Origin of the sequence: Micromonospora tarensis (assembly GCF_016803395.1) — a bacterium.
GTDB lineage: Bacteria > Actinomycetota > Actinomycetes > Mycobacteriales > Micromonosporaceae > Micromonospora > Micromonospora tarensis.
Genome location: NZ_JAEVHL010000171.1, coordinates 1 through 14188, shown reverse-complemented (window position 1 = coordinate 14188; position 14188 = coordinate 1). Strand labels below are relative to the sequence as shown.

12 protein-coding genes and 4 pseudogenes are annotated in these 14188 nt (G+C 73.5%); 8 read left to right on the top strand and 8 right to left on the bottom strand.

The window, feature by feature from the left end; translation table 11 throughout:
- On the top strand, positions 1-702 hold a 702-nt coding region (locus JM949_RS25560; protein WP_203150822.1), incomplete at its 5' end, for an alpha/beta fold hydrolase.
- 164 nt (positions 703-866) lie between these two features.
- Here JM949_RS25560 and JM949_RS25555 read toward each other — a convergent pair.
- The 7 genes and pseudogenes from JM949_RS25555 to JM949_RS25530 form a co-directional block, all read right to left on the bottom strand.
- Positions 867-1676, bottom strand: coding sequence for an endonuclease/exonuclease/phosphatase family protein (locus JM949_RS25555; RefSeq protein ID WP_203150821.1), 810 nt, complete (start codon positions 1674-1676; stop codon positions 867-869).
- A gap of 8 nt (positions 1677-1684) precedes the next feature.
- Positions 1685-3175 (bottom strand): phosphatase PAP2 family protein, encoded by a 1491-nt coding sequence (locus JM949_RS25550; RefSeq protein WP_203150820.1) that lies wholly within the window; start codon positions 3173-3175, stop codon positions 1685-1687.
- A gap of 72 nt (positions 3176-3247) precedes the next feature.
- Entirely contained in the window at positions 3248-4249 is a 1002-nt protein-coding gene (locus tag JM949_RS25545; protein WP_203150819.1) for a YihY/virulence factor BrkB family protein, read from the bottom strand.
- Entirely contained in the window at positions 4242-5312 is a 1071-nt protein-coding gene (locus JM949_RS25540; RefSeq protein ID WP_203150818.1) for a diacylglycerol/lipid kinase family protein, read from the bottom strand. Before JM949_RS25540 ends, JM949_RS25545 begins: the two co-directional genes overlap by 8 nt.
- Before the next feature lie 54 nt (positions 5313-5366).
- Positions 5367-5546: pseudogene (locus tag JM949_RS37725) on the bottom strand (Clp protease N-terminal domain-containing protein); the annotation flags it as partial.
- Between the two features lie 235 nt (positions 5547-5781).
- A pseudogene (locus tag JM949_RS37720) lies at positions 5782-5916 on the bottom strand (Clp protease N-terminal domain-containing protein); the annotation flags it as partial.
- The gene (locus JM949_RS25530) at positions 5916-6152 is read right to left on the bottom strand and encodes an HTH domain-containing protein (protein WP_007457155.1); all 237 of its coding nucleotides are present in this window, start codon (positions 6150-6152) and stop codon (positions 5916-5918) included. The pseudogene JM949_RS37720 and the gene JM949_RS25530, both read right to left, overlap by 1 nt.
- 156 nt (positions 6153-6308) lie before the next feature.
- On the opposite strand from JM949_RS25530, the gene JM949_RS25525 reads away from it, so the two are divergent.
- The 3 genes from JM949_RS25525 to JM949_RS25515 all read left to right on the top strand — a co-directional run bounded on the left by JM949_RS25525 (position 6309) and on the right by JM949_RS25515 (position 10487).
- Positions 6309-7169, top strand: coding sequence for a universal stress protein (locus JM949_RS25525; RefSeq protein ID WP_203150817.1), 861 nt, complete (start codon positions 6309-6311; stop codon positions 7167-7169).
- A gap of 67 nt (positions 7170-7236) precedes the next feature.
- On the top strand, positions 7237-9630 hold the full coding sequence (locus JM949_RS25520) for a phosphoketolase family protein (protein ID WP_203150823.1): 2394 nt from the start codon (positions 7237-7239) through the stop codon (positions 9628-9630).
- Between the two features lie 11 nt (positions 9631-9641).
- Positions 9642-10487 (top strand): universal stress protein, encoded by an 846-nt coding sequence (locus JM949_RS25515; RefSeq protein ID WP_203150816.1) that lies wholly within the window; start codon positions 9642-9644, stop codon positions 10485-10487.
- Positions 10488-10560: 73 nt separating this feature from the next.
- Here the strand turns inward: JM949_RS25515 and JM949_RS25510 are convergent.
- Positions 10561-11086 (bottom strand): annotated as a pseudogene (locus tag JM949_RS25510) (hypothetical protein).
- Positions 11087-11259: 173 nt separating this feature from the next.
- Between JM949_RS25510 and JM949_RS25505 the strand changes: the two are divergent.
- The 4 genes and pseudogenes from JM949_RS25505 to JM949_RS37710 all read left to right on the top strand — a co-directional run.
- The gene (locus JM949_RS25505) at positions 11260-12192 is read left to right on the top strand and encodes an ABC transporter ATP-binding protein (protein WP_203150815.1); all 933 of its coding nucleotides are present in this window, start codon (positions 11260-11262) and stop codon (positions 12190-12192) included.
- The gene (locus tag JM949_RS25500; protein ID WP_203150814.1) at positions 12189-12911 is read left to right on the top strand and encodes an ABC transporter ATP-binding protein; all 723 of its coding nucleotides are present in this window, start codon (positions 12189-12191) and stop codon (positions 12909-12911) included. Before JM949_RS25505 ends, JM949_RS25500 begins: the two co-directional genes overlap by 4 nt.
- A gap of 7 nt (positions 12912-12918) precedes the next feature.
- Complete coding sequence (locus JM949_RS37715; RefSeq protein ID WP_238433860.1) at positions 12919-13380, top strand: hypothetical protein; 462 nt, start codon at positions 12919-12921, stop codon at positions 13378-13380.
- 169 nt (positions 13381-13549) lie between these two features.
- Positions 13550-14188, top strand: a pseudogene (locus JM949_RS37710) (permease); the annotation flags it as partial.

Genomic DNA, 14188 nt, shown 5'->3' with positions numbered 1-14188 from the left:
CCGGGGACCGGGGCGCCGCCCGTGGTGCTGGTGCACGGCCTGGCCGTCTCGCACCGGTACCTCACCCCGCTGGCCGCCGCGCTCGCCACCACCCATCCGGTGTACCTGCCGGACCTGCCCGGCTTCGGCCTGACCGAACGCCCCGGCCGCGCGTACGACGTGCGCCAGCACGCCGCGCACCTGGCCGCCTGGCTGGCCGCGTACCGGTTGCCGCCGGTCTGTCTGCTCGGGCACTCGTTCGGGGCGGAGGTGGCCGCCGCGCTCACCGCGACCGACCCGGACGCGGTACGCGCGCTGGTGTTGGCCGGGCCGACCAGCGACCCGACCGCCCGATCCCGGCGGGCCCAGGTCGGCCGGTGGTTGGTGGACACCACCCGCGAGGCGCCGTGGCAGGCGCCGATCCTGGTGCGGGACGTCTGGAACGCCCGGCCCTGGCGGGTCCTCGCCACGCTGTCGCACTCGGTGCGCAACGCGATCGAGACGGACCTGGTCCGGATCACCGCGCCGACAGCGGTGCTCGGCGGTGAACGTGACCCGGTCGCGCCGGCGGCGTGGCGCGACCAGGTGGCCCGGCTGGTGCCGGACGCCGAAGTGGTCGTGGTTCCCGGTGCGCCGCACAACGCGCCGACGACCAACCCGACGGCGGTCGCGGACGCGATCCGTCGCCTGCTCGCCCCTCATCCCCTACTCACGGACAGGTGAACCAGATGCGCTTCGGCAACGTGGAGATCCGCCCGCTCGGCGGTGGCCTCGGCTGCCTGCTGATGATTCTCTTCTCGATCGTGGCCTCGGTGGTGCTGACCGTCCTGCTCAACCTGGTGCTCTGAGGCCCGAGCGCCGCAGCGGCGCAGGCGAGCACCGGCGACTCAGCCGGCGGTGAGGTCCAGGTCCGCCACCAGGGGGTAGTGGTCCGAGGCGGCGTCCGCCCCGCCGCCGCGCACCACCCGGCAGGCGTCGACCCGCTGCGCCAGCACCGGACTGGCGAGCAGGTAGTCCAGCCGCATCCCGGCGAACTCGGCCCCACCCAGGTGGGTCGGGACGGTGAGGCCGTCGGCCTCCGCCGCGTCGACGTTGCGCGAGGGCCAGAGGTCGACCAGGCCGGCGGCGAGCAACCGGGCGATGGCCCGGGTGTCCACCGCGCCGCCGGACCGACGCAGGTGCCGCCGCCGGTAGCGGCTGGGCATGCCGGCCAGGCGGGCGGTGTGGTCGACGGTCGGGTCGAGCGAGTTGAGGTCACCGGCGATGAGCGTCAGCGGCCCCTCGGCACGGCGCAGCGCGGCGGCAAGCCAGTCGACCTCCATCCGCCGACGTCCCCCGGAGTACGGGTAGAGGTGGGTGCCGAGCACGGTGAGCGGCCCGGCGGAGGTGGCCACCACGACGCGGGCGGCGGCGTGGTGCAACGGTCGGCGCAGCGTCCCCGCGTCGATGACCCGGTACGGCGGGCGGACCAGCACCGCCACCGGTTGCCCGAAGCAGGACCGGGCCAGGTGTGGTGTCATCCCCACCCGGCCCGCCACGGTGGCCATCAGCCCGTCACGGTCGAAGCCACGTAGCTCTTGCAGGGCCAGCACGTCCGGCGCCTGCCCGTCGACGACCTCGATCACCCGGTCCAGTCGGTCGGGGCCGCCCCGGTCCCGGCCGCCGGTGCGGATGTTCCAGGTCATCAGCCGCAGCACGACGGCGCTCAGTCGGGCCGGCCGGCCCGCGCCAGCTCGTCGTCGAGGGTGTCCACGTCCTCCGACTCGATGGCCGGCTGGTTGCCCTCGGCGAGGTCGGCGTTCGGGCGGATGACGAGGTAGAGCAGCCCGATCCAGAGCGCGGAGAGCAGGATCGCGCCCATGAAGTCGGTCGGGTGGTGCATCCCCCGGTACATCCGGGAGGTGGCCACCCCGACCGGCATGAGCACGGCCAGCCCCACGAAGACCCACCGCCACCAACGGTCGGTACGCGGGAACACGATCAGGGTGATCGCCAGCCAGACGCAGATGGTGGCGGCGATGTGCCCCGACGGGAACGACGAGGTGGGCATCTGCCCGTCCAGGTTCTCCACCGCCGGGCGGGGCCGGTCGACGGCTCGGGCCGAGGCGAGGAAGAGGGTCAGCTCACCCACCATCGCCAGGACCACGAAGAGCACCGGCCGCCAGCGCCGCCACACCGCCAGCACCAGCGGGCAGAACACCAGCGAGATCAGCAGGATGGCGTGGGTGTCACCGAACTTGCTCCACCACCAGCTCAGCTCGGTCAGCGCCGCGGTGTGCCGCTCGGCGAACCAGCGCGGCATGTCGGTGTCGAGGGTGTCGAGGAAGGTGCCCTTGGCGTGGTAGCTGACGTACGTGCCGAAGCCGTACAGGGCCCCGAACACGAGCACCCAGCCGACCAGCAGCTCGGCCACCGCCGAGCGGGGGTGGGCCAGTACCTGCTCCTCGGCCGGGGCGGGGGCGATGTCGTGCCCCGCCTCCGGCTCCAGGCCCTCGGTCAGCGGCGGCACCGGCCGGCCGCGCTCACGCCGCCACAGCCGGAACGCGTACGCGGTGACGCCCAGCCAGGCCGCGCCGAGCAGCCAGGCGGCCAGCACGTCGGAGACGAAGTGCACGCCCAGCGCGATCCGGGTCAGGCCGACCAGGACCACCAGCACACCGACTCCGACGATCGCCGGCTTGCGCCAGCGGGGCGCCATCGCCGGCAGGAAGACCAGCAGCAGCGCCCCGTACGCGACGAACGAGCCGAGCGCGTGCCCGCTCGGGAAGCTGTTGCCCGGGGCACTGGCGACCGGCACGTCCACCACCGGGCGGAGCCGACCGACAAGCGTTTTCAGTGACGGGTCCAGGATCAGGCCACCGACGCCGGTGATGATCAGATAGACGGCGAGCCGTGGTTGACGCCGGATCAGCAACCCGACCACGGCGATGGTGACCAGCCAGATGAGGATCGGCCGGCCGCCCAGGTCGGTGACCGCCTGGAGCACGGTGACCAGCGCGTGATGGGGGGCGACGAGCCCGTTGAACCACTCGGCGAGCGCGTGGTCGGCGTCCTGTAGCGGGCTCCACCTCGTCCGGACCAGCAACAACAGCAGCCCGAAGGCCACCCCGGCGCCGACGACCGCCACCAGACCAGCGATGCTCCGTTCGGCGAAGTGACCGATCGGACGCCGCGTCACCTCTTTGACCGCGGTCACCCCGCACCTCCCTTGTCGCCCGTTGGCGAGGCGCTTCTACCCGATCCGCGTCAGTCGTACACGCGAGGTGCGCTAGAGCGCCGTCATGTCCCCGGTGTCGAGCAGCTCGGCCCGGTCGGGGTCGGGCTCCCACAGGTCCGGCTGGGCGGGTTCCTGCACGCCGATGCGCAGCGCCTCCAGTTGGGCGGCGAAGGCCAGCCCGCCGAAGAGCGCCATCCCGGTCAGGTTGGCCCAGAGCAGCAGCGCCATCATGCCGGTCAACGCGCCGTAGGTCTGCCCGAACCCGTCGCTGAACCGCACGTACCCGGCGAGCAGCAGGCTGGCCAGCCACCACAGGGCCGTGGCGATCGCGGCGCCGAACAGCAGCCAGGACACGCCGGGCTGGTTGCGCCGGGGCGCGTGCCGGAACAGCACCGCGACGGCGAGGACGGTCAGCCCGAGGCTCAGCGGGAAGCGGATCACGTCCCAGATGCCGTTGGCGAACGGACCCCACTCGTAGTGCTCGCGTACCGAGTCGCCCATCGCGCCGCCGCCGACCAGGATCAGGAAACCGGCGAGCGCGGGCAGGCCGGCGGTGACGGCCAGCACGCCGGCCCGCAGGTATTTCCGCAGCGCCGGCCGGTCCCGCTCGACGCCGTAGATGCGGTTGGCGCCCCGCTCGATCTGGGCCATCGTGGTGGTCAGCGCGAACAGACCGGTGAGCAGACCGAGGGTGAGCGCCAGCTCTCCCGCCTCCTCGACGCGTTCACCCTCGCCGAGCAGCTCGCCGACCATCTGCGAGCTCTGGCCGGGGGTGAGCGCCAGGACGGTGTCGGCGACCACCTGGCCGCCCTCCTCGACCCCCAGCTCACTGATCAGACCGGTGAGGGCGATCAGGAACGGCACCACGGCGAGGCAGAGTTGCAGCGCGAAGGCCCGGGAGTGGCTGAACCCGTCGCCGTAGCGGAACCGGATGAACGCGTCCCGCAGCAGGTGCCAACCGCCCTGCCGGCGCAGGGTGTGCCAGGCGTCGTCGGCGGACAGCTCCTCGTCGGCCATCAACCGGGTCTCCGGCACGATCCGGGTGCTACTCACGGCGTGCTTCCTCGATCAGCTGCTCGCCCCGCTCCCCGGCACCTTGGGCGTCGGCGGCCAGGTCGGGGGCCTCCTCCGGCTGCGGGACGCAGAGCCAAAGCGCCTCGGGACGGATCTCGGCGCGCAGCTGCCGGCCCGGGGCGATGAGGTCGCCGTCCAACTCCCGAGGCTGGGCCCGGTTGCTGGTCACCAGCACGCGCCGGCCCCGGAACACCTCCATCCGCGGCACCTGACCACTGCGGCGGACCACCGCCCAGCCGAGCGCGAGCCAGTGCCGCAGGTTGCGTGGGGTGAGCACGGCGACGTCGAGCCAGCCGTCGTCCGGCTCGGCCTCGGTCAGCAGGGTCACGCCGCCCTGTAGCCGGCCGACGTTGGCGATCAGGACCGAGCGGGCCCGGCGGCGCACCGCAGGGCGGTCGTCGATGCGGATCTGCACCCGCATCGGCCGGTCCCGGAGGTGGCGGGCGGCGCCCATCACGTACGCCGGCCAGCCGATGCGGGCCTTGGTGCTCTCGTTGGTGGCGGCGAGCATCTGGGCGTCGAAGCCCATGCCCGCCATCACGGTGAAGTACTTGTCCTCGACGGCGCCGACGTCGAGCAGTCGTCGACCGCGCTCGACGGCGACCTGCAAGCCGGCGGCCAGGTCGGTGGAGAGCCCCAGGTTGGCGGCGAGCAGGTTGCCGGTGCCCTGCGGCAGCACGGCGAGGGCGACGTCGGTGCCGACCAGACCGCTGACGCAGGACATCACGGTGCCGTCGCCGCCGCAGGCGAAGACCAGGTCGACGCCGTCCTTGACGGCCTGCTCGGTCTGCCCGCGACCCGGGTCGTCGACGGTCGTCTCGTACCACTGCGGCGCGGGCCAGCCGACCGCGGTGAGGGCGTCGTCGACGGTCCGACGCAACTCGTCAAGATCGTCGACCTTCGCCGGGTTGACCACCACGGCGGAGCGCAACCCGCCGTCGCCGCCCGCGGGCCGTCTGTCCTGTCCAGCATCCACGGCGCCAGTGTGCGGCATCCGGACCGCTTCAGCGACCCGGCGACCGGCCCGCGTCGGAAGTGCCACAGACAGGTTTCAGGATGCTCGCACCCGTCAGGCCGCCGTCCGCAGCGCCAGCTCCACCCGTCGGCGCAGATCGTCGAGGTCGACCCCGGCCTCGGTGAGCGCCAGCGCGCCCAGCCCGTTCCCCTCCCGGAGCACCCCGAGCAGGATGTGCTCGGTGCCGATGTGCTTGTGGCGCAGCCGCAGCGCCTCCCGCAGGGACAGCTCCAGCGCCTTCTTCGAGCGGGGCGAGAACGGGCCGCCGAGGTAGCGCCTGCGCCTCCAGCGGCGGCGGGGCGCCGGCACGCCTCGCGCAGCGCGTCCGGGCCGAAGGACTGCTCGATGCGGGCCACGATGGCGGCCAGGTCGATGCCGATCTCCCGCAGCGCCGCCGCGTCCGCGTCGCCGAGGCCGGCGCGCCGCTGGCGGTGTGTCGGCGGATGCGCTCGCGCAGGTCGTCGGCGCGCACCCCAACGTCGGCGAGCACCCGGCTGGCCAGGCCGGCGTCGTCGTCGAGCAGGGCGAGCAGCAGGTGCTCGGTGCCGACCGGCCGTTGGCCCTCGGCCCGTGCCTCCTCCAGCGCCCGCCGCACCACGTCGCGCGCCCGGTCAGTGAACCGTTCGAACATCACGCCTCCCAGGATGAGTTGACCGCCGGTCGCCCGGCGTGCTTCTTGTGCACCGCCTGCCGGCTGACCTCGAGCGCGTCGGCGATCTCCTGCCAGGACCAGCCCTGTCGACGGGCGTTGTCCACCTGGACCACCTCGAGCCGCTCGAGCAGCCGGCGCAGCGCGCGGACGGCACGCAGCCCGACCCGGGGGTCGGTGCTGCCGGCTGCCGCCGCGAGTTCTGTCGCCTGACTCATGCCGTCAACATACGTTGACAGCGCCACCCCTGTCAACCCTGGTTGACGAGATGGTGGCGCTGGCCGCCGATCCGGCCCACTGCCGCGCTCATCCGACTACCCTCGGTCAGGGAGAGCTTGGTCGTGCCGGGCGCGACGCCCGGGAGGTGATATCGGATGGCCGCACCCGCCGACGCAGCGGTGCTGGTCGGCCTCGGGTCGGACCGCGACCTCCCGGTCGTCGAACAGGCCGCGCAGGAGGCCGCCGGACACGGCCGACCACTGCACCTGCTGCACATGTTCGACTGGCACGCGGCCTTCGCCGCGGACACCGTCGCCGCGCCCCGCGACCAGGCCGAGGATCTGATCACCAGGGCCGCCCACCTCGCCCACCAGACCGAGCCGGGGCTGACCGTGCGCAGCGAGATCGTCGAGAGCGCCATGCTGCCCACCCTCATCCGCCGCTCGGAAGTCACCTTCCTGCTGGCCGTCGGCGACAGCGGAATGGCGGGCAGCGGCCAGAGCGTCCCGGCCGAGACGCCGGCCGTGCAGTTGGCCGCACGGGCCGGCTGCCCGCTGCTGGTGGTCCGCCGTGAGCCGCCGCCACAGGGCCCGGTGCTGGTCGGCGTGGACGGCTCACCCAGCTCGCACCTCGCCCTGCAGTGGGCCGTGGAGTGCGCGGCCCGCAGGGACGCCCGACTGCTGGCGCTGCGGGTGGTGGAGTACGACGAGGACACCGACGCGGTCACCGAGCAACTCAGCGAAGCACTGGACCGGCACATCGGCCGCCACGGCGCGGTGCCGACCGAGTGCCGGGTGGTACGCGGCGACCCCGCCGAGGTGCTGATCGACACGTCCCGCAACGCGCAGGTGGCGCTGGTCGCCGCCCGTGGCGACGAACCCGGCCGCGCCATGCTGGGCGCGGTCGCCCAGTCCCTGCTCTACCACTCCCCGGCCCCGGTGGTCGTCGTCCGCGGCCTGGCCCAGATGCCGTTGACGGGCCCGGATACCCGCCCGGCGCGGGACCAACGGCCCTGACCCGGGGCGCCGGCAACGGCCAGGCTGGACGTCGGACGCCCCACTCCTACCCGCGAGAGGCAGCATGATGGAGACCGCTCTCGACGTGCACCGCGCCCTCACCGACGACGAGCTGCGCCGGCTGGACGCCTACTGGCGCGCCGCGAACTACCTCACCGTCGGGCAGATCTACCTGCTGGACAATCCGCTGCTGCGCCAGCCGCTGACCGCCGACGACATCAAGCCGCGGCTGCTCGGGCACTGGGGCACCAGCCCCGGGCTCAACCTGATCTACGCCCACCTCAACCGGGTGATCGTGGCGCGCGACCTCAACGCCATGTTGGTCACCGGGCCCGGCCACGGCGGCCCGGCCATCGTGGCCAACACCTGGCTGGAAGGCACCTGGTCGGAGCGCTACCACGACGTGGCACGCGACGAGGTCGGCATGTCCCGGCTCTTCCGCCAGTTCTCCTTCCCCGGCGGCATTCCCAGCCATGTCGCGGCGGACGTGCCAGGCTCCATCCACGAGGGCGGCGAGCTGGGGTACGCCCTCAGCCACGCCTACGGCGCCGCGTTCGACCACCCGGACCTGGTGGTGGCCTGCGTGATCGGCGACGGCGAGGCGGAGACCGGGCCGCTGGCCGGCAGCTGGCTCTCCGACGTGTTCCTCAACCCGGCGCGAGACGGCGCGGTGCTGCCCATCCTGCACCTCAACGGCTACAAGATCGCCAACCCGACCGTGCTGGCCCGGATACCCGAGACCGACCTGCTCGACCTGCTGCGTGGGTCGGGCTACCAGCCGTACGTGGTGGCCGGCGACGAACCCGCCCAGGTGCACCGCATCCTCGCCGCGACACTGGACCGCGCGCTCGACGAGATCGCCGAGATCCAGCGCCGGGCCCGCGCCGGCGGGTTCTTCGAACGCCCCCGCTGGCCGATGATCGTCCTGCGTACGCCGAAGGGCTGGACCGGCCCGCGCGAGGTCGACGGCGCCCAGGTCGAAGGCACCTTCCACGCCCACCAGGTGCCGCTGTCCGGGGTCCGCGACAACCCGGCGCACCTGGCCGAGCTGGAGCACTGGCTGCGCAGCTACCGGCCGGAGGAGTTGTTCGACGCGACCGGCGCGCCGGTCGACGAGTTGCGGACGCTGCCACCGAGCGGGGACCGGCGGATGAGCGCCAACCCGGTCACCAACGGCGGCCTGGTGCTGCGCGACCTGACCCTGCCGGACTTCCGCGACTACGCCGTGGAGGTCCCCGAGCCCGGCCAGCCGATGGCCGGGGCGACCGGGGCGCTCGGTCCGTGGATCCGCGACGTCATCAGCGCCAACCCGCAGACGTTCCGACTGTTCGGCCCGGACGAGGTGGCGTCCAACCGGCTGGGCGCCGCCTTCGAGGTGACCGACCGGGCCTGGGTGGCCGCCACCCTGCCCGGCGACGACCACCTCTCCCCCGACGGCCGGGTGATGGAGGTGCTCTCCGAGCACCTGTGCCAGGGCTGGCTGGAGGGCTACCTGCTGACCGGCCGGCACGGGGTGTTCACCAGCTACGAGGCCTTCATCCACATCGTCGACTCGATGCTCAACCAGCACGCCAAGTGGCTGAAGGTGACCCGGGCCATCCCCTGGCGACAGCCGATCGCCTCGCTGAACTACCTGCTGTCCAGCCACGTCTGGCGCCAGGACCACAACGGCTTCTCCCACCAGGACCCGGGCTTCATCGACCACGTGGTCAACAAGAAGGCCGAGGTGGTGCGGATCTACCTGCCGCCGGACGCCAACACCCTGCTCGCCACGATGGACCACTGCCTGCGCAGCCGGCACTACATCAACGTGGTGGTGGCCGGTAAGCAACCGGCGCCGAACTGGCTGACCATGACCGAGGCGATCCAGCACACCCGGCGCGGCCTGGGCATCTGGGGGTGGGCCAGCAACGACGGCGACAGCGAGCCGGACGTGGTGCTCGGCTGCTGCGGAGACGTGCCCACCCTGGAGGCGTTGGCCGCCGTCGAACTGCTCCGCCAGGAGCTGCCGGAGCTGAAGGTGCGACTGGTCAACGTGGTCGACCTGATGCGGCTCCAGCCGGACACCGAGCACCCGCACGGCCTCACCGACAACGAGTTCGACACCATCTTCACCGAGAACCGGCCGATCATCTTCGCCTACCACGGCTACCCGTGGCTGATCCACCGACTCACCTACCGCCGCACCAACCACGAGAACCTGCACGTGCGCGGGTACAAGGAGGAGGGCACCACCACCACCCCGTTCGACATGGTGATGCTCAACGACCTGGACCGCTTCCACCTGGTCATCGACGTCATCGACCGGGTGCCCGGGCTGGCCGCCCGCGCCGCGCACCTGCGCCAACGGATGGTCGACGCCCGGCAGGCGGCCCGCGACTACACCCGCCAGTACGGCGAGGACGACCCCCAGGTCGCGGAGTGGCGCTGGGTCCGCGAGACCGATCCCACCAACCCCTGAAGGAGGACGTAGTGCGCGACGCGGAGATCCTGGTCGGCTACGACGGCTCCACCGACGCCTCGGTGGCTCTGAACTGGGCCCTGGAGGAGGCCCGGCACAGCGGCCAACCGGTGCGGCTGGCGTACGTCTTCGAATGGCTGACCGTGGCCGGCTGGATCGGTCCCGGCGTGGCCCCCGGCGTGTGGCCGGACGACACCGCCCGCCGCCAGGTCGACGAGCTGGTTCGCAAGGCCGCGGCCGACGCCGCCGCGGCGCACCCCGGGCTGACCATCACCGGCGAGGTGTACGACGGGCCGCCCGCGCTGGTCCTCCAGGAACGCTCGGCCGAGGCCGGGATGCTGGTGCTGGGCAGCCGAGGCCACGGCGGGTTCGGCGGTCTGCTGGCCGGGTCCACGGCGGTGTCGGTCGCCGCGCACGCGCACTGTCCGGTGGTGGTAATCCGGGACGGGACGGCCGGCGGGCCGGACGGCCCGGTGGCGGTCGGGGTGGATGGTTCGGAGCCGTCGCTGGTGGCGCTCGGTTTCGCGGCCGAACGGGCGGCGCAACGGCAGGTGCCGCTACGCGTCCTGCACGCCTGGACACCGGGCCCGGGCGGGGCGGCCGGGGCGCCCGACGAGCGCGCCGCGGTGGAGCAGGCGGTGCAGCCGTGGCGCCGGACGTTCCCGGATCTGGCGGTGGCGGTGGACCTCGTCCCGGCCAGCCCGGCGGCGATGTTGATCGAGGCGAGCCGCGACGCGCGGCTGGTGGTGGTCGGCAGCCGCGGCCGGGGTGGGTTGGCCGGCATGCTGCTCGGCTCGGTCAGCCAACAGCTCATCCAGCACGCCAACTGCCCGGTCGCCGTGGTCCGCGAACGCTGACCTCGCCCAGGAATCACGCCGGTCGGGTGGGTGCTCGACCTGCCGGCGGTGTCGATCCGAGCGACGGCGGCGGTCAGGCGGCGAGCAGCGCCGCCTCCCGGGTCGGGTCCAGACCGATCGAGCTGCGCTGCGGTCGCCCGGCGCGCGGCGGCACCGCACCGACCTCGCGCAGCCACCGCCAGGTGTCGGCGACGGTCTCGGCCCGTCGACGTACTGCACCGGCAGCTCGGCCGGGCCGGGCGCGAGCATGTCACCGCCGCGCTCGACGCGCCGCAGCCACCAGGGCAGCCGGCCGATGTCCTCCCCCGAGCCCAGGATCAGACCGGCCCGGGCGACCAGCGCCCGGTCGCCGAACACCTCCCGTACGGCACGTTCGGCACCGACCTTGAGCTGCGGGTAGCCGCCGTCGACGGAATCCGGCTCGGCGTCCACCACCGGGGACTCCTCGTTCAGCCCGGGCGCCGACGGGTCGCGGTAGACCGAACCGCTGGACACGTACACGTACCGGCTCACCGATTCACCGACCAACCACGGCGTACGCCCTCGGTGACCGTCGCGCCGCCCACGAATCCCGTGCCGCCCAGCACCAGCAGTCTCATGCCCGCCACCCTGCCGGCGCGGGCCGGCGGACGGCACCCCGTTCGCCGGTGGCGGATCTGCCCGTGGCAGAACCGCCAGGTGCGTGACGCGCGGTAGCGGACCCTCGTCCAGGATGCGGAAAAGCCTCCTCGGGGCATGGTCAACGGAGCCGCCGATTGCGAAACTGCTTGGAATGTCCAGCACCCCGCTGTCCCTGCCGCAGCCACCCGCGCGGGCGTCCGAGTTCGGCCGGGACGCGCTCATCGTCTGCGAGAACCTGGTGCGGATCTACCAGACCGGTTCGATCGAGGTGCAGGCCCTGCAAGGGCTGGACCTGGCCGTGCAGAGCGGTGAGCTGGTCGCCGTCGTCGGTGCCTCCGGGTCGGGCAAGTCGACGCTGCTCTCCATCCTGGCCGGCATCGACGCCCCCACCGCCGGGCGGGTCCGGGTCGACAGGTGGAACCTGCTGGCGATGTCCCGCACGGACCGGGTGGACTACCGTCGGCACACCGTCGGGTTCGTCCGGCAGCAGACGGCGAGCAACCTGATCCCCTACCTGACCGCACGGGAGATGGTGGACCTGCCGATGACGGCGGCCCGCACCCCGAAGGAGCAGCGCCGGCAGCGCGCGGTCGAGCTGCTGGACAGCCTCGGTGTCGCCGACTGCGCCGATCGGCGTCCCGGGCAGCTCTCCGGCGGGCAGCAGATGCGGGTCGCGATCGCGGTGGCGCTTGCCAACCAGCCGCGGGTCCTGCTCGCCGACGAGCCGACCGGCGAGCTGGACGCCGACACGTCCGCGGAGGTCTTCGGCGTGCTGCGGGACGTCAACCGGCGTTACGGCGTCACGGTTGTCGTGGTGACCCACGACCCGGGGGTCAGCGGCCAGGTCGAACGGACCGTCGCGATCCGGGACGGGCGCACCAGCAGCGAGGTGCTGCGCCGCACCACCACCGACGCGGCGGGCGACACGCACACGATCGCCGAGGAGTACGCGGTGATGGACCGGGCCGGGCGGGTCCAGGTGCCCCGCGAGTTTCGCCAGGCGCTGGCGCTGACCCGACGGGTCCGGCTGGCCCTGGAGCCCGACCACATCACGATCCGCCCCGATTCGGGAAGCGGCGAATGAGTAGCGAGCCGCTGCTGAGCGTGCGCGGCGTACACCGGCGCTTCCGCACCGGGCCGACCGTCGTGCACGCCCTGCACGGCGTGTCGTTCGACGTGGCCGCCGGTGCCATGGTGGCGCTCGTCGGCCGGTCCGGCTCGGGCAAGACCACCCTGCTCAACGTCGTCGGCGGCCTGGACCGCCCGGACGCCGGCACCGTGCGCGTCAACGGCACCGACGTCACCGCGCTCGACGAGGACGGCCTGTCCCGGCTGCGGCGCGAGCAGGTGTCGTACGTCTTCCAGAGCTTCGGGTTGATCCCGGTGCTGTCGGCCGCGGAGAACGTCGCCGCCCCGCTGCGGCTGACCCGCGTCGCCCCGGCCGATCGCGAGCGGCGGGTCGAGTTGCTGCTGGAGCTGGTCGGCCTGGCCGACCACGCCCAGCAGCGGCCGGCGGAGCTGTCCGGCGGCCAGCAGCAGCGGGTGGCGATCGCCCGCGCGCTGGCCGCCTCGCCCCGACTCCTGCTCGCCGACGAGCCCACCGGGCAACTGGACGCCGAGACGGGCCTGGGGGTGATGGCCCTGCTGCGCGGAATAGCGGAATCCGAAGGCGTCACGGTACTGGTGTCGACGCACGACGCGGTGATGATGGCCCTGGCCGACCGGGTGATCCGCATCCACGACGGCCGCCTCGACGAACCGGCGACCGGGCAGCCGTACCAGCCCGTGCCGGACGCCGGGTGACGCGACGATGCTGAGGCTGGTCAGCCGGCGCGCCCGCGCGCAGTGGCCGCTGCTGGCCGCCCTCCTCGGGGTCGTCACGATCGGCGCGACAGTGCTCGGCACCTGCACCCTGCTGGTCACCCGCACCGCCGAGCGGGCGCTGGAGGTCGCCATGGCCCGCGCCACCCCCGCCGCCGTCGACGCGACCGTCTACACCGGCACCGTCGAGGGCCCGGACGCGCCGTCCGTCGCCGCCGACACCCGCACCGTGCTTGCCGCCGCGCTCGCACCGTTCCCGTTGACGACAACCGCGCGGGCGTCGACAGTGCTGCGGGCGCTGCCGCCCGCACTCGCCCCGGGCACCACCGTGCCGGCCCAGGCGTACCTGTCCGGGCTGGACGACCTGCCGACCCGAGCCGAGCTGGTCACCGGCGCTGGCCACAGCACCCTGGCGACGCGGTGCTGCTGGAGTCCACCGCCCACCTGCTGAAACTCACCCCCGGTAGCCGGGTGCGCCTCGGCACCGAGTTGGCCCACCCGCCCGTCCCGGCCATCGACGTGACCGTCGTCGTGTCGTACGCCCGCTGCCGGGACGCGGCTGGGACCGCGACCCGCTGGCGGCGGCCGGCTCCGCCACCGGCTACCGGGACGGCCGCTTCATGCAGCCGGTCAACGCCTACGGCCCGTTCCTCGTGGACCTCGCCGACCTGCTCACCACCGGTGCCACCGTCGACCGGATGGAGATCACCGCCCATCCGGACCTGTCCCACGCCAACCGCCGCGCCCTGGAGACCGTGGCCGGGGGCGTCCGCGACGCCGACCGCCGGCTGGCCGGCACCCTCGGCGACCGTGTCACGCTCGCCCGGGTCGCCTCCGAGCTGCCGCTGACCCTGCGGTCCGCCGACGACCAACGGCACGTCACCGCCGCCGTCGTGCTGGCCATCGCCGTCCTCGGCGGTGTGCTGACCGCGACCGCACTCGTCCTCGCCGGCCGGCTGACGGCGGGCATCCGCGCCGACGAGACCGCCCTGCGGTCCGCCGTGGGCACCAGCCGTCGCCAACTCGCCGCCACCGCGACACTCGAGGCCGGGCTCGTCGCCGCCGTCGCCACGGCGCTCGCGATACCGGCGTCGTCGGCAGTGCACGCCGGCCTGACCCACCTGCCGCCGCTGGACGACGCCGGCCTGACCGTCCGGCCGGCCATCGTCGGTGCCCAGGTCCTCGCGGTCGCCGGCGGCGCGCTGGCGCTCGGCGCCGTCCTCACCGTCCTGGCGACCCGGCCCGTCCCGGCAGCCGGC